The organism is Rhodopseudomonas rhenobacensis, from assembly GCF_014203125.1.
GTDB lineage: Bacteria > Pseudomonadota > Alphaproteobacteria > Rhizobiales > Xanthobacteraceae > Rhodopseudomonas_A > Rhodopseudomonas_A rhenobacensis.
In genome coordinates, this window is the sequence record NZ_JACHIH010000007.1 from 1 (window position 1) to 14,414 (window position 14,414).

Annotated in this window: 21 protein-coding genes and 1 tRNA gene; 6 read left to right on the plus strand and 16 right to left on the minus strand. The window is 65.5% G+C overall.

All coding sequences use genetic code 11. The features are described 5' to 3' along the window. Window positions 1-295 precede the first annotated feature (295 nt). On the minus strand, window positions 296-667 hold the full coding sequence (locus HNR60_RS07860; RefSeq protein WP_184256116.1) for a hypothetical protein: 372 nt from the start codon (window positions 665-667) through the stop codon (window positions 296-298). Window positions 668-962: 295 nt separating this feature from the next. Between HNR60_RS07860 and HNR60_RS07865 the strand changes: the two genes are divergently transcribed. Then, window positions 963-1,772, plus strand: coding sequence for a lytic murein transglycosylase (locus HNR60_RS07865; protein ID WP_184256118.1), 810 nt, complete (start codon window positions 963-965; stop codon window positions 1,770-1,772). A 19-nt stretch (window positions 1,773-1,791) separates the two neighbouring features. On the opposite strand, the gene HNR60_RS07870 is transcribed toward HNR60_RS07865, so the two are convergent. Together HNR60_RS07870 and HNR60_RS07875 are read right to left on the minus strand one after the other, a co-directional pair. Then, a complete protein-coding gene (locus HNR60_RS07870) occupies window positions 1,792-2,499 on the minus strand; it encodes a flagellar hook assembly protein FlgD (protein WP_184256119.1) in 708 nt (235 codons plus the stop codon). A gap of 10 nt (window positions 2,500-2,509) precedes the next feature. Beyond that, window positions 2,510-4,045: a flagellar hook-length control protein FliK gene (locus HNR60_RS07875; protein WP_184256121.1), complete on the minus strand. Its 1,536-nt coding sequence runs from the start codon at window positions 4,043-4,045 to the stop codon at window positions 2,510-2,512. Window positions 4,046-4,336: 291 nt separating this feature from the next. Here HNR60_RS07875 and mnmA point away from each other — a divergent pair, with 291 nt between their 5' ends. The 4 genes from mnmA (at window position 4,337) to HNR60_RS07895 (ending at window position 6,783) form a co-directional block, all read left to right on the plus strand. Then, window positions 4,337-5,539 carry a tRNA 2-thiouridine(34) synthase MnmA gene (gene mnmA, locus HNR60_RS07880; RefSeq protein ID WP_184256385.1) on the plus strand — a complete coding sequence of 401 codons (1,203 nt, stop codon included), beginning with the start codon at window positions 4,337-4,339 and terminating at the stop codon, window positions 5,537-5,539. Between the two features lie 18 nt (window positions 5,540-5,557). Beyond that, a complete protein-coding gene (locus HNR60_RS07885; protein ID WP_184256123.1) occupies window positions 5,558-6,196 on the plus strand; it encodes a class I SAM-dependent methyltransferase in 639 nt (212 codons plus the stop codon). A 45-nt stretch (window positions 6,197-6,241) separates the two neighbouring features. Next, complete coding sequence (locus tag HNR60_RS07890) at window positions 6,242-6,601, plus strand: hypothetical protein (RefSeq protein WP_184256125.1); 360 nt, start codon at window positions 6,242-6,244, stop codon at window positions 6,599-6,601. A gap of 105 nt (window positions 6,602-6,706) precedes the next feature. Continuing rightward, window positions 6,707-6,783, plus strand: a tRNA-Met gene (locus HNR60_RS07895). 419 nt (window positions 6,784-7,202) lie between these two features. Here the strand turns inward: HNR60_RS07895 and HNR60_RS07900 are convergent. Further along, window positions 7,203-7,544, minus strand: a complete 342-nt coding sequence (locus tag HNR60_RS07900; protein ID WP_184256126.1) for a hypothetical protein — start codon at window positions 7,542-7,544, stop codon at window positions 7,203-7,205. 127 nt (window positions 7,545-7,671) lie between these two features. Between HNR60_RS07900 and HNR60_RS07905 the strand changes: the two genes are divergently transcribed. After that, window positions 7,672-8,094 carry a hypothetical protein gene (locus HNR60_RS07905; RefSeq protein ID WP_184256128.1) on the plus strand — a complete coding sequence of 141 codons (423 nt, stop codon included), beginning with the start codon at window positions 7,672-7,674 and terminating at the stop codon, window positions 8,092-8,094. A gap of 402 nt (window positions 8,095-8,496) precedes the next feature. Here the strand turns inward: HNR60_RS07905 and HNR60_RS07910 are convergent, their stop codons facing one another. From HNR60_RS07910 to HNR60_RS07965, 12 genes are all read right to left on the minus strand, one after another. Beyond that, the gene (locus tag HNR60_RS07910; RefSeq protein WP_184256130.1) at window positions 8,497-9,009 is read right to left on the minus strand and encodes a hypothetical protein; all 513 of its coding nucleotides are present in this window, start codon (window positions 9,007-9,009) and stop codon (window positions 8,497-8,499) included. Window positions 9,010-9,293: 284 nt separating this feature from the next. After that, window positions 9,294-9,512: a DNA methyltransferase gene (locus HNR60_RS24455; protein ID WP_430694890.1), complete on the minus strand. Its 219-nt coding sequence runs from the start codon at window positions 9,510-9,512 to the stop codon at window positions 9,294-9,296. A 7-nt stretch (window positions 9,513-9,519) separates the two neighbouring features. Then, window positions 9,520-9,972 carry a hypothetical protein gene (locus HNR60_RS07920; RefSeq protein ID WP_184256132.1) on the minus strand — a complete coding sequence of 151 codons (453 nt, stop codon included), beginning with the start codon at window positions 9,970-9,972 and terminating at the stop codon, window positions 9,520-9,522. A gap of 1 nt (window position 9,973) precedes the next feature. Then, a complete protein-coding gene (locus HNR60_RS07925; protein ID WP_210313368.1) occupies window positions 9,974-10,162 on the minus strand; it encodes a hypothetical protein in 189 nt (62 codons plus the stop codon). Further along, the gene (locus HNR60_RS07930; protein WP_184256137.1) at window positions 10,159-10,299 is read right to left on the minus strand and encodes a hypothetical protein; all 141 of its coding nucleotides are present in this window, start codon (window positions 10,297-10,299) and stop codon (window positions 10,159-10,161) included. Before HNR60_RS07930 ends, HNR60_RS07925 begins: the two co-directional genes overlap by 4 nt. A 39-nt stretch (window positions 10,300-10,338) precedes the next feature. Beyond that, window positions 10,339-10,542, minus strand: a complete 204-nt coding sequence (locus tag HNR60_RS07935) for a hypothetical protein (protein ID WP_184256139.1) — start codon at window positions 10,540-10,542, stop codon at window positions 10,339-10,341. Beyond that, on the minus strand, window positions 10,539-12,062 hold the full coding sequence (locus tag HNR60_RS07940) for a RepB family plasmid replication initiator protein (protein WP_184256148.1): 1,524 nt from the start codon (window positions 12,060-12,062) through the stop codon (window positions 10,539-10,541). Before HNR60_RS07940 ends, HNR60_RS07935 begins: the two co-directional genes overlap by 4 nt. Next, window positions 12,059-12,325 carry a hypothetical protein gene (locus HNR60_RS07945; protein ID WP_184256150.1) on the minus strand — a complete coding sequence of 89 codons (267 nt, stop codon included), beginning with the start codon at window positions 12,323-12,325 and terminating at the stop codon, window positions 12,059-12,061. Before HNR60_RS07945 ends, HNR60_RS07940 begins: the two co-directional genes overlap by 4 nt. Then, window positions 12,325-12,843, minus strand: coding sequence for a hypothetical protein (locus tag HNR60_RS07950; RefSeq protein WP_184256152.1), 519 nt, complete (start codon window positions 12,841-12,843; stop codon window positions 12,325-12,327). Before HNR60_RS07950 ends, HNR60_RS07945 begins: the two co-directional genes overlap by 1 nt. 18 nt (window positions 12,844-12,861) lie before the next feature. Beyond that, window positions 12,862-13,029, minus strand: coding sequence for a hypothetical protein (locus tag HNR60_RS07955; protein ID WP_184256154.1), 168 nt, complete (start codon window positions 13,027-13,029; stop codon window positions 12,862-12,864). A gap of 23 nt (window positions 13,030-13,052) precedes the next feature. Continuing rightward, window positions 13,053-13,679: a hypothetical protein gene (locus tag HNR60_RS07960; RefSeq protein ID WP_184256156.1), complete on the minus strand. Its 627-nt coding sequence runs from the start codon at window positions 13,677-13,679 to the stop codon at window positions 13,053-13,055. A 77-nt stretch (window positions 13,680-13,756) separates the two neighbouring features. Then, window positions 13,757-14,242 carry a hypothetical protein gene (locus tag HNR60_RS07965; protein ID WP_184256158.1) on the minus strand — a complete coding sequence of 162 codons (486 nt, stop codon included), beginning with the start codon at window positions 14,240-14,242 and terminating at the stop codon, window positions 13,757-13,759. Window positions 14,243-14,414: the final 172 nt, after the last annotated feature.

Sequence of the window (14,414 nt, forward strand, 5' to 3'; positions counted from 1 at the left end):
TGCGGACGCGTCACGCGTCCGGCGTTCCGCACGCCCTCGTCGCAAGAGGGCGGAACGTTCACCGCAAAACCCGGGCGCGCCGCGCCGCGGGAACGGGATCGCGTATCTCAATTTCAAGCAGGGCTGTTTGAAAATCGAATCCGAAGCCGCTCGCGAATCCGAAGCGGGCTTTGACGTCGGAGTATGGTTCGGCGCGATCCGTCACGGCAATGAGGCGAGGGCGGCAAGATTCCTCACAACATCGCCCAAGACGGCGAGCACAATTCGCCTCACCGACATCAACCCTGCGGTCAGCTCACCGCGGCCGTTCGGCGTTGGCCGGCGAGGAGACCCGCACCCGGACCGGCACCCGTGGCGTCGGCAGGCGGTGTCCGCCGCCGCGGCTGCCCTTGTCGCCGAGGTCCTGTCCCATCGCCATCACCGCGGTGCCCATCGCGGCCGAGCCGAAGGTGACCACGAAGCCGAACAGCAGCAGGCCGAGCGCGGTGCCGGGCGAGGCGTCGGCGAAGATCAGGTCGCGCAGCCGCCCGGGGTTGAGCAGCAGCAGCCCGCCGGTGAGAAGCGCCGCCACCACCGCGCCGGCCGCCAGGTTGATCGCCAGCAGCCGAAACAGCGGTTGCCGCAGCGTCGCAAACCGGACGACGGGAGCCTCGTGGTCATCGCGCATCGCACGCCTTCCTTTCGCGGCCGCTGTGGCCATGACGGCGGTCAACGCCGCCGTCCCATTCCATCACCCCAGACCACGCCATGTTGCCGCGCCAAAGTGCGTTGTCACCTCTTCACCGACCCGACTTTGTCTCCCGACCGACGGGTCCGACCACATTCTGAACCAAATTCACGCACAACCCGCTAAGCTGTCAGGCGCCTTTCGAGTCTCGCGCGCTAGGCGACCTGCAAATTCGCCGCCGATCGCCGGATTGTCGTCATGCTCCATTAAGCTCTCGCCAGGGGAACGGTTTCAAATGATCAGGCTAGGTCTTGCAATTTTGTTGCTGGCGCTCGGCGCCGCGGCTCCGGCCCAGGCGGCGACCTGCGGCGGCGATTTCCAGAGCTTCGTCGCCAGCATCTCGCGCGAGGCGGCGGCGCAGGGGATTTCCCAAGGCGTGATCGCCCAGGCGCTCGGCGGCGTCACCCAGGACCAGGCGGTGCTGAGTTTCGACCGCCGCCAGCGCGGCACCTTCAACAAGAGCTTCGAGCAATATGTCTCGACGAGGGTCGGCCCCGGCCGGATCAAGACCGGGCAGGCGATGCTGATCCGCCACGCCTCGCTATTGTCGCGGATCGAGCGCCAGTTCGGCGTGCCGCCGCAGATCCTGGTGGCGATCTGGGGGCTGGAGACCGATTACGGCGCCGGCGACATGGGCAAGCTGCCGGTGTTTCGCGTGCTGGCGACGATGGCGCATGATTGCCGCCGCACCGAGCTGTTTCAGGGCGAGCTGCTGGCGGCGCTGCAGATCGTGCAGCGCGGCGATCTCGGGATGCGCGACATGATCGGCGCCTATGCGGGCGAGCTCGGCCAGACCCAGTTTCTGCCGTCGTCCTACATCAAATACGGCGTCGACTACGACGGCAACGGCCACGTCGATTTGCGCCACAGCGTGCCGGACGTGCTGGCCTCGACCGCCAACCTGTTGAAGACCGCGGGCTGGCGCGCCGGCGGCTCCTATCAGGAAGGATCGGCGAATTTCGAGGCGATGCGCGAGTGGAACAGGGCGACGATCTACCGCAAGACCATCGGCTATTTCGCCGACCGGCTGGCCGGCGGCAACTGAGCGGCGCGCGCTGCGACCATCACTCGGTGGTCGGCAGCGTCGCCGGCAGCACCACCTTCTTGATCTGATCGACCGTGAAGGACTGGCCGCCGATCGACAGCATCGGCGGGGTCTGCGACAGGTCGGCGGAGTCCACCAGGCCCTGGATCTCGGTGGAGACCGCGACGCTCTTGCCGTCGGCGTCCTTGCCGACCGCCGAGATGGTGTATTTGCCGTTCGGCCATTTCGTGCCGTCGCTGCCCTTGCCGTCCCAGACGAAGCTCTGGTGATCGCCGGCCGCCATCTTGTAGTCGCCGGAAAACACGGTCTGGCCGGTCGCATTGGTGATGTTGACGGTGACGGTCGAGGTCTTCGGCACGTTGATGCCCCAGGCCGCGACGCCCTTGGTCAATTCGGTGGTCTTGCCGTCGACCACGGCGGTGGCGCCGACGAAATTCAGCGCCTGGCTCGCCTGCGCGCTGTTCTGCAGCTTGACCAGCGATTCCAGCTGGCTGTTGGACTTCAGCTGCTGTTCGACGCCGGCGAATTGCACCAGCTGCTGGGTGAACTGGTTGGTGTCGAGCGGGTCGAGCGGATTCTGGTTTTGCAACTGCGTCGTCAGCAGCGTCAGGAAGGTCTGGAAATTGTCGGCGATCCCCGCGGTGGTGCTGGTGGTCGTGGTGCTGGACGAGCTTTGCACCGCCGGGGCCGACACCACCGTGCCGGGCATTGTTGCGTCGATCGCCATGGTGTTCTCCTCAGACCCTGATATCTACGCCGGTGGTTGATCCCAGCAGGCGTCCGTAGCTGCGTCCGACCGCGGCGATCGGCGTGGTGTCGTCGTCGCCGATCAAGAGCCGCTGATAGTTGCCGCCGCGCTCGTCGTTCTGGTTGTTGTTCTGCCCGGACGACTGGTCGCGCAGGCTGAACTGCAGGCCGCTGTCGCCGGTCTTCAGTCCGGCGTCGTCGAGCGCGCGCTGCAATTGCGGCGCGTCGTTGCGCAGCATCGCCAGCGTCTCCGGCTTCTCGACGGTGAGATGCGAGGTGACGTTGCCGTGGCGGTCGACGTCGATCCGCACGTCGATGCGGCCGAGTTCGGCGGGGTCGAGCCGGATCTCGAAGCGGCTGTTGCCGCTTTGCGCGGTGGCGGCGATTTCGACCGCCAGCCGGTCGAGCGGCACCGGCACGTTGGTGGCGAGCGTCGCGGTCAATTGCGCCGCCGGGATCTGCGCGGTTGCGGTGGGCAGCTGGGTCTGCTGCGGAATGGCATTTGTCGCCGCGTCGGCAGCGCCGACCAGGGATTGTGCCGCTGCTGCCGCAGCCGAGTCGGCATGGTGCCGCGGCTGCGCCGGCGCCGCATCCGTGGCGGCCGTGGTCGTCGCCGTGCCGTCACCTTCGCCGGCCTTCGGCTTGGCGTCGGCCTGTGTGGTCTTGTGGGAGGCAGCAGCCAGCGTCTGCGTTGCCGCCGGGCCGTTCCCCGGCGTCGCCGTCGCAAGCGCCGGCGTCGCGGTGGGATCCGCCTGCACCGAGGCATCGGTGCCGCTGCCCGGCTGACCGGGTTTGGTGGCGGCTTTGCCGGTGGTCGCCGTGGAGGCGGCAGCCACCGTCGCGGCGAGCGCCGGGTTTGCCGCGGGGGTCGTGGCGGCGTCAGCCTCGGCCGTGCCGTCGGCGACGGTCTCGGTCTTTCCCGCCTCGCTCTGCAGCGCCAGCAGCGCCGCGGCGGTCGCGGTGACGGCGGTGGTCGCGCCGGCGGTGGGATCGGTTGCGATCTCCGGGCTGCTCGCAACGCCGACCGGGATCACCACCGCGACCGGGGTGACGGTCGGCGTCGTGCCGGCCTGCACCGCCGCGGCAGCGGCGGTCGCGTCGTCGGTGGCAGCGCCGTCGGCGGCGGGTTTGCCCTCCGCGGCGGCCTCTTTGCCGGCCTTCTCCGACGTCGGCTTCGGTTTGCTGCTCGACGTGGTCTCGGAATTGGCGCGGGCGTCGCCGGCGTCGCGCCGGTCGGCGGCATCGGCGGATTTCTTGGCATCGTCGCGGCGATCCTGGGCGCGCTCGGCGCTGTCCGACGCCGCGGCGCGGGAGGACTGATCGCTCGCCCCGCGGTCGTCGGATCGTCGCGGCGCCGGCAGCGGATCGCTCGCCGCTTGACGATTGTCGACGCGATCCGACGCGGTGCTGCTGTCGACCAGCGACGCGAAGCTGTCCGAGGGCGCGGAGCGCTCCTGGCGCGCGTTTGACCGCGCGTCGGGGAGGGAGGAACTGACGGTGTCCGATGTGACGCTGAGCACAGGCATGACCTTTGCGGTAATTCAGCATCTTCTCAGCAAGGACCGCGCCAGTCGGGAGGCCGTGAAAGATATAACAATTCCATTGGCTTAACTCATCGGCGGGGCCGCCGCCGGGGCCCCTGCTGGGGCGATCCTTGCTGCCACCCGGCAAGACTTGCCGTTCTGCCGCGGCAAATCCGCGTCGGTGATTGCCTCTGTGGAATGCGGCCTATATTAAAGGCTTGGCTTTCGACGCTCGACCTAGGCCTCCGCGTGCCGGTTCGGCGCCGGCGCCGCAATCGCAGAATGACCGCAGCAATGCTCAACAGTCTCGATCTCGAAGGTCGCCCCCAGGATACGCGGATCGTCGTCGCGATGTCCGGCGGCGTTGATTCCTCGACCACGGCGGCGCTGTTGAAGTCCGAAGGCTACGATGTCGTCGGCATCACGCTGCAGCTCTACGATCATGGAGCCGCAATCCATCGCAAGGGCGCCTGCTGCGCCGGCCAGGATATTCACGACGCGCGTGCGGTCGCCGATCGGATCGGCATTCCGCATTACGTGCTGGACTACGAAAGCCGGTTTCAGGAATCGGTGATCGACAGTTTCGCCGCGAGCTACGCCACCGGCGAAACCCCGGTGCCGTGCATTGAATGCAACCGCTCGATCAAATTTCGCGATCTGCTGTCGACCGCGCGCGAGCTCGGTGCCTCCGCGCTGGCGACGGGGCACTACGTCTCGTCGCGCCGGCTGACGGATGGGTCGCGCGCGCTGGTCTGCGCGTCCGACGCCGACCGCGACCAGAGCTACTTCCTGTTTGCGACCACCCGCGATCAGCTCGACTATCTGCGGTTTCCGCTCGGCGACATGACCAAGCCGCAGACCCGCGAATTGGCGCGCAAGTTCGGTCTCTCGGTCGCCGACAAGCACGACAGCCAGGACATCTGCTTCGTGCCGACCGGGCGCTACACCGACGTGGTCGGCCGGCTGAAGCCGAACGCGATGGACCCCGGCGACATCGTCGACCTCGACGGCCGGGTGCTCGGCAAGCATCAGGGCATCGTGCATTTCACCGTCGGCCAGCGCCGCGGATTGGGCATCGCTTCCTCGGCGCCGCTCTACGTGCTGCGGCTTGAACCGTCGAGCCGTCGCGTCGTGGTCGGTCCGCGCGAAGCGCTGCGGATGGACCGCATCGTGCTGCGCGACGTCAATTGGATCGGCGACAATTCGCTCGACCTCGCGGTCGGCGACGGCCTCGAACTGTTCGTGCGGGTGCGCTCGACACGGCGGCCGCAGCCGGCCTGGCTGCGCGCGGTGGACGGCGGCTATCAGGTCGAACTGGTTGCGGGGGAAGACGGCGTCTCTCCCGGGCAGGCTTGCGTGTTCTACGACGCGCCGGCCGGACAGGCCCGCGTGCTCGGTGGCGGCTTCATCAAGAGCGCGACGCCGAGAACCGCGGGGAAAAGCGCGTTGCGCGGAGCGCCAGCTTCGCGGCCGCAAGTGGCGGACGTGCGCGGATAGCATCAATCGGGGCAGCACATGGGGAACGATATCGACCGCGCTGGCGTCGCGAAGGCGTATGCGCGTTGGGCACCGATCTACGATCTGGTGTTCGGCAAGGTTTTTGATTCGGGGCGGCAGTCCACCATCGCAGTGGCCGACGCGATCGGCGGCCGCGTGCTCGACGTCGGCGTCGGCACCGGATTGTCGCTGTCGGACTATTCGCCGACCACGCGATTGTGCGGCGTCGATATTTCCGAGCCGATGCTGCGCAAGGCGCAGGAGCGGGTGCGCGCGCTGAAGCTCAGCAATGTCGACGTGCTCGGCGTGATGGACGCCAAGAACCTGGCGTTCCCGGACGGTTTCTTCGACGCCGTGGTGGCGCAATATGTCATCACCGCGGTGCCCGATCCGGAAGCCACGCTCGATGACTTTGTCCGGGTGCTGAAGCCCGGCGGCGAGCTCATTCTGGTCAACCACATCGGCGCCGAAAGCGGGCCGCGCAAACTGTTCGAACTGGCGTTCGCGCCGCTGGCGCGCCGGCTCGGCTGGCGTCCCGAGTTCCCATGGGCGCGGCTGGTCAACTGGGCGGCGCGGCACGGCGGCGTGACGCTGGAAGAGCGCCGGCCGATGCCGCCGATGGGGCATTTCTCGCTGATCCGCTACCGCAAGGCGTAACGTGCAAGCGAGGGAACATCGGCGGCCGTCGCCGGTTCTCTCCCGATGCGAAACCTCAACCTCTCCCTGTTGATCTGCGCCGCCATGCTGGCCCCCGGCGTGGCTGCCGCGCAAGCGCCGCCGGCGACCGCGCCGGCACAGGTCGCGCCGACGCCGCAAGCCGGCTCCGGCAATTGCTCGCCGAGCCGCACCGCGCCCGAGCAGGGCAGCATCACCACGCCCGACGCCACCACCGGCCAGGGCCGCGAGCCGCTCGGTGATAAGCTGGCGCGCTCCGACGGCGTGCTGTGCCCGCCCTCCGGTGTCGACCCGGAAATTCGCGCGCCGACGCCGGATGTCGGCAAGACGCCGGTGATCCCGCCTCCCGGCAGCCCCGGCGGCGATCCGAGCGTTCGGCCGAAATAGCCCATTGCGAAGCTCCCCGCCGAGCCTGCTTGACAGGCCGTCGGGCGCCTCCTTATATGCCGCGCGTTCACGTCCCTACCGACGGTTCGGGCGGCGAATGCGCGTGGCGGGGTAGCTCAGCTGGTTAGAGCACGGGAATCATAATCCTGGGGTCGGGGGTTCAAATCCCTCCTCCGCTACCAAATAATTCAAGCACTTAGATGCAATCGCGATCAGCCACCGAATCCTTGCACCACGGTTTGCACCACGGATTCGGCGGCGAGTCTGCCGTCCGTTGAAGTCAGATAGCGTCAGGCGCCGTCTAGTCGGATAAGCGGAGCCCGGAGCCCAAGGATTCAGCGCCGGCGCGGCAAAATTTCAGATTAATTTCAGCAATTGAGCGACCCGTTGCAGCGCAGGCTCCTGCTCGTCGGCGGCATAGGAATCCATGTCTATTGCTATCGAATGCGGCGCTGGCGGCCCACGGCTGAGGCGACGTAGCCGCCCCAGGAGCCGGCGCGTCGGTCCCGACGCTGCGGTGGCCGACGTCGGCAGGCGGCTGCTCGAGGACGATTGTCAGTCGCGGACTGCATCGGGGGAGGACGACGGCTACTGGGTCGATTTAAGAGGATAACTCCTGCAACGCCTTGCGCCTCCCCTGCTCGACGCAGGCCTCTGCCATCTTGGCGGCGACGATGTCGGCATGTTTGCTGAAGGCCGCGATACGGCCCATGTCAAACCATGCCGACGAGTAGTCTCCGCGCATCGCAATGAATGCTCGTCCCAGGTCCTCGGGAAATGGGTCCATATCGGAGTAGTGCGGGCTAACCTGTCTTATCACAGCGTTCATCATTTCGACCATGCCCTCCAGCTTGGCCTTCGCGAGCCAGGTTCGGACCGCGAAGCCGGCGATGACGAGAATGATGGCGGCGGAGATCGCCGTGGTCTCGGGATGCTCGAACATGATCACTCCCCTAGGTGTACGGCCCTCTTATTTACGGGTGGGAGATCGTCGGCAACAAGAATGGCTCACCGACTGCTGCGCTTCCAGATCGTCTGAGGGTTCCATTTCCCGCCAAGGTGGTGATAGCATGCCGTCAATCGCGGGGGCGACGATGAAGAAATTCGGAAGTTCAGTTGTAGTGTTGGTGGCGTTCGGCGTCTGCTTCTGGCTGGCGCGGGAGGGGGTCAGATACCTGCAGGGGACCGGAGCGCAGGCGTTTTCAACGATTCCTGGCCTGTCTCGCGAATTCCGAGATGGTTTCACCGGCGCAGCTATCCGGACGTGCTTCGAAAACCAGAGCAGGGCGCCGGAGAACGCTGGCCTGACGAAACAGGTTTTGACCAGCTACTGCGTTTGCTTCGCCAACGGCATGGCCGACAGGATCTCCGACGCCACGCTTAAGTCGCTCGATGGCGTCCCTGATGCCGACCGAGTGAAGCGCATGCAGCCCGTCATCGATGCTGCCTATCCGGCGTGCTTGAAAGAGATCCAGGCCACGGCGCAGAGGTGACGGCGCGCGGTGGTGTTCCGCGCGCCTGGTTATCGTGTTGGCGCGCCGCCGGCCGCCAAGCGCAAGCCGACGACGCGCTCATAGGTTAGGCGCTATAGCCGAGGGCGATGGTGCTCGCGCACGTGCTCCAGCCGGCGATGCCGGATGCGCTCGTACGCCCGCACTTTGCAGCGCCGACGAGGAGTCTTCATTCGAAATTCCTTTCGAACAGAGGACGAACATGGCGCTCCCTGGCCTTGAAATCGTCAAGTCAGCGTGCGAGCCTTGCTCTGTGAAGAGCGCAAAGTCGCACGCCCCAGGGCGCGCCGGTGGAGCGGTCGTAGGCCGAGGTAGACCTGGTACGTCGCCTCGGCCTTTCGCGTTCAGGGGCCGACCGCTAAGCCCCCGACGCGGCTAACTCACTCAAATGCCGTCCTCCAATTGCGTTTCCGAATCGTCGCTATGCGGCCCAGGCGGCGGTGCGACCGGATCTGGCGGAGCCGGAGGACCATCGTCATCTGCCAGCGTCCAGCCGGACCTACCGTGCGACACGAAATTCCTCGCCTTCGACAGCATTGCGGATAGGTTCGATGGTGGGTCGTTCCCCGGTACCGAGATCCCGCGCTGGCGGAGATGGTCGAAAATGTCGGAGGTGCGCGTAGGCGTGCTGCGGCCAGCGAGCAATTCCCTGGCGGCGTTAAGCGCAGCCTCGGTCTCAGGTGCGCGCCGACGCCCAACCGCGCGCGCGTGCCCGAGAACTGTCTGGATTGCGAACGCCCCTGAGACGTGATGGGTCGTGTTGCTGCTGGTGTAGAATCGCTGGCGAATGGAACGCAGGTCTGCCAACTTGACCACGCGCACGTCAGGACGGGCCGCGATATCGGCTTCAAGTTCGGCTATTTCGGCGTCAAGCGCTTCGACAAAATTGTCCGACATGACCTCTGCCACGATTCCAATGTTAGCAGATTAAGGGCATAGGACCGATCCGGCAAGCACGCAGACAGACTTATCCACCTGTGAAGTCTGTGGAATAGGGGCTTGACATCTGCTTCGACTCATTAAGGCAGAGAATGATTCGGTTCGCTGAGATCCCCGCGCGACGCGACGTCGGACAGCGCTAGTGATGACGGAGGGGAATCCGACGTGCTACGCCAAACACAACACAGCGCGGCTCGCGTCATGGCGGGCGCGTGCCGGTGACGCTGGCAGTCGTAGCACCATCACACCAGCCCCATCGACAACGGCTCGTCCACCCGGCGCGCGAACAAGCGCAGATCGCGCTCGGCGGTAGCGATCCGCTCGCATGCGATGTCGAAAAATCGCGGCTCGATCTCGATCCCGACAAATGGGCGCCCCATTTTCACAGCCGCGACGCCGGTCGTGCCGGATCCCATGAACGGGTCGAGCACGACGTCGCCCGGATCGGAGAACCAGTGCACAAGCCAGTCAAAATGTAACTGCGCCCGCGAGCACGGATGTCCGTTCGGCTGCCGATTTCCGGGCTGCGCCGCCGGGGCACGACCGGGGATGACGCGCCGGCGCCACCGGATCTCCGTAGCAATACGCGATCTCGTCGCCGCCGAGCACGCGTCCGATGTAGTGTGGCATCACGTAGGGGAGCAGTGCCGTCCGGAAAAACCGCAGCCTATGCGGCACGTCGACGAGAAATCGCGGATCGCTGTCGCAGCGGAGGACTGCGACCAGGCGCTCGACGGATCGCGGCATCGCGGCCATGGCTTGCATCCATAACGCGTAGGGATCGTCCCCGCCGGCGAGCAAATCAGCCGGACAGTTCGGCCACACCGGATCGGTTATCAGCACGTCAGCCCGCAACGACGGCATGATTTTGATAGCGTCGCCGCAAAAGAGCGTTGCGTCGCCGATGACTACCTTTTCCATTTCAATCCTTCCTCCTAAACGGCGACCGCCCGGCCACCCGGTGCGCCGCCCCCCGCTCGAATCCTTCGCGGTACCGCCCGCCGGCGCCGGCTGGCGGCTCGCCGGCCCATCCATCAACGAGGCCGAGCGAGAGGTCGAGCCATGCGCGCTCGACGGCGGTGAGATCGACGTCCGACACCGTGCTCATCATTTGTCCTCGATGGATTTCGATTTGCGGAAGCGGACGAGCGCGTCGTCGCGGCCGGGTGAGAATGCCGCCGACACGCGGCGGTCGATCGCGGCGGAGTAGACCGCGAACATTTCGTGAGGCGGCACGTCGCGCCACATCTCCGGATCCCGGATGTCCGGCATAACTGTGTGCATCTGTTAGTACCTCCCCGCCGTGCGGTCGGCGGCGCCCCGCTTGTAGCCGGCGTCGTAGCAGTAGCCGTCGCCGAACGGCTTGGCACCGAGCAGGCCATCGACGTAGCCGTCGCCGACCGCCTCCTCGTCGCGCGCCTCCTGCGTTTCCGGCAGCGGGCGCAGCTGTTTATTGTAGTCGAAATTTTCGTAGGGATCTCGGATTGTCATTTCAGTGGCTCCGTGAGTTTTCCGTCGAGAATGTCGTCGATCGATACGTAGTCGTCGTCTCCCGGCTCGGGCTCCGTGTGCGCCAGATGCGACGTGGAGCCGGGCCGGAAAATCTCGGTGCGCCAGGCTTTTCGGCGGCTGGCGCGCGTGATGGTCCACCACGTGCATTTGTCGCGCACGAATTTCAGCACTTCTTTGTTCACGTCGAATTCCTCGCCTCGTCGAATGCGGGGTATCGCAATTGCATTATATTCCGGCATGATGTGTTCATCCAGCACCTGGAGCGCAGTTAGTTTGTAGCCGACCTTGTCATGAATGCAGTCGGTGTACGCCTCGGCAACCATGCGTTTGCATTCGTCGGCGACATCAGGGTAGATCGTGTTCAGATCGATGCGCAGGTAGCTCTCGACTTTCTCCGAGTCGAACTGCCTCCTGATCTTGCTCCTTCGCCTACTACGTACTGGCGTCAGGCCGCGCTCCTCGCGCTTCCGCTCGATCAGCAACGTCTCCTGCCGAGGTATGAATCCGGCCTCGTAGAGTCGGTAGCTGTCGGCCTTTTCAGTGAGGCCTTCTGCCGTGAATTTCTCGTCGAATGACGGGCGTTTTCGGTGTAGCGTGAACATGATTTCGACGACTTTTCCGCCCGGCCCGTTGCGACGGTACTCAGCATGCACGTTGTACTCGCGGCAGACCTGGTTGAATTCCTCGACGGCGCGTCGCAGCGTGCGGGTGCTGAATGCTGGCCACGGCGCCGGAATCAGTTCGCCGAGCATGTCGGGCTCGCGGTCCGGCTCGGGCTTGATGTCGAAATTCGCCATCGCGCGCTGCAGTGCTCGGTTGCTAAATCTTGACCGCGGCGCCGGAGCGCGCGGCCGGATCTTGCACTGTTTGAAATCTCCGAAAATGTAGTGCAGTTGCTCCTGCGACAATCGCTCGACTCTCGACGTCGCGGTTTTGAGCCTGAAATTTATCGATAATACCTCGTACAACCTATATCTCGCCGCACTTTTGAATCTGCGTAGTTCGTCGAGGTGAAGTAGCGAAAACACCGCGGGGTTCGACATATATTTCAGCAGCATCGCGTCGAACGAGTATTCCAGCACGTGGTCGCGGATGTACGACGACAGATAGCCGCAGATGAACTGCGCCGGCGCGCCGTTTTTGTCGATGCCTGTGATCTGGATCCTGGCTTTCCCGAGTCGCTCCAGCGACGCGACGAGTTCCGCGGTGGTGCAGTCGAGATAGCGGCGCGCGTCGACCGCCGGGATGGTGTGCGTCGGCTGCGATCCGATCTGGCCGTTGGCTTGCGAGCGTAGGTATGCAAATAGTTGATGATCCTCGATTTTCAGAGTGTCGAGCATCAGCCGTTTCGCGACGGCCTCCGGGGTTTTCACCTGGCCGATGCCAGCCCCGTAGCCGCCCCGGTAGTAGTCCGGCATCTTCTTGTTATCGCGTACGCTAATCTGCGGCTTGTAGAACTGCGCGTGCATGGGGCTGGCCTGTTTGGGATTTGCGATCACTTCGATTTTCCCTCGATCTCGCGCCGCAGAGTATCGATCGCGGAGGCCGTGCGGCGCAACGATTTTTTGTAGTCTGCCAGAGCTTTCGACAACGCGGACATGTGACGTGTTGCAATCGTGCGCTGTCCCGATAGCAACAGAGATAGCATCATTTGCGAGATGCCCATGCGGTCGGCCAGCCGGGCGCGCCAGCCCTTTCCATCGCCGCCGAACAATAGATGTCCGGCGGCGGTGAGGATTTCGATTTCGGTGCGGCTGGCCATCACGCGACGCACTGCTGCGCGAGCTTCGCGGCGGTGTGCTCGATCACGGTGCGCGCGAACTCCGGCCACTCATGCGGATTCCGGATCGACCCGTCCGCGCGTAGCTCGATAGTATCGACGCAGACACCCGCCGCACGGTCGTGGACCGTCAAAACCATGCATCGATCGAGTATTTTGTGCATCACGTCGAGCCCGCCGGCGCGCGCGGCGGCGACGACATCGAGCACCGTCGGCGGCTTCTCGTCGCGCAGCCTGCGGATCGCCGCGGCGACGACGGCGGCGAGCGTCGGCTGCTGCGTGTCGACCGCGGTCGGGATCAGATCGGTGTCGAGCGAGGCGATCGGCGTTTCGGAGCCGTCGATCAGAATGTTCTCAGCGGTCAGGCCGTAGATTCGGTGGCCGATTTCGTACCAATCGACGGTCGTGACCGTGCCGTCGGACAGGACGAGCGGCTCGGTGACGTGGTGGACGGCGCGGTCGGTGGCGCGCGGAATAGCTGGAATTGATTTCATTGTCATAGTGCCCTCGTTGCGTTGTTAGCTGTCGTCGGCGGCTATCGCCGGCTCGTAGCCGGTCTCGATGTCGATCACGTCATCGTCGTCGTCGTCGTTCTGACGCGTGCGGCCGGGCGCGGCGGCGAGCATGCGGGTGACCCACGGGGCGGTGCGGGAGAGCTCGGAGTGGCGGATGGTGGTGGTGGCCATGTCATTTGCCTCGGTTTGCGGGTTTACGCGACCAGGTCGCAGATCGCTGCGTCGTCCTCCGCGGCCATAGCTACCGGCGCCGGCGCCGGACGCGGCTGCACGAACAGCGCCGTTGCGACCGGACTCCAGACGTTGCGACCGGGCAGCGCGAGTCCGGCGCCGGCGAGGGCGCGATGAGTGTCGGCACGGCCCCGCCAGGCCGATCCGGAGAACCGCCCCTTCGGCTCCCTTGCGCGGTCGGGGTTGACCACCCACGATGTCCCGGACGACCAAAAATCGTGGTCGGCGTCACGGCACGGCCGGACGCCGCGGCCCTTTGCTGCGGCACAGACGTATTCGAATGCGGGCACCGTCGAGATCCCGAGCGCGCTTTCGTAATCGTCGCGGTCCGCCAGCCGCCCGCGTCCAGCGGCGATTTCCGCCAGCATGTAGCACCGCCACGCCAGAAGCCCCGACTTGTCGTCGAGCGCGATCCGGTACATCCCGTCGGCGTCCGCCGGCCACGCAGCAACGATGCCCTCGGTGGCCAGCGCGTCGTCGTCGCGGCGGATGCGGCCGAGGCCGCATGTCGCCAGCGGGTCGGTGCCGTGTGCGCGCAGCGCGGCGACGAGCGCGGTCTTGGTTTCCTGGGTCATCGTGTAGATGATCATTTTCTGCGACCTCGGTTTGTGAGTTGCTGAAGAGCCGGCGGCGAATGTCGCCGGCGCGATGTCGGGTGTGCGCCGAGTTAGGCGGCGATCCGCTCGGCGGGCGCCGGGGTGACCGAGGTCCTCGCTGCGGCGGCGATGGATTCGGCCGTCGTGGAGTCGATGCCGAGCGCGCGCATCGCGGTGTATGCGGCGGAGGAGACGGTGCGGGGCGAGCCGATGAGTTTCTCGACGGCGGGATTGCGCGGGTAGACCTCGGCGCGCTGAACCGACGTCACATACCACTGTCCGCCGGCGCCGGCGGTCAGTTCGACCGCGGTGCCGATCGCGCTGCGGCCGCCGTTGTACGATTTCGCCGAGGGGCCCGCGGTGCGATAGCTGACGACGGTGCCGGCGCGCTCGGCGGTCGGGACAGCGAGCCGGTCGAGACGTGCGGTCGCGCGGGCGGCAATGTGCACGAGCGTGCTGGCGTAGCGCAGCGTGAACGCCGAGGCTTTGCCATTGACGGCGTCGAGGGCGGCCTGCAGCGCAGCGGTGTTGTCGTTGTCGATCCGAATCTTGGTCATTGTGTGCCTCGTTTTGTGAGTGTGTTTTGTCCAACGCGTTTACGATGGCTAAACAGAACTCCGGAGGCTCACGTCCGTCAACAGGTTTTTACTCACTCATCGCGTACAAAAATGCGAGGTCGTTACCTCAACCGCAAAATACTCAGAAATGAACATCGTTCACCGCCGCGGT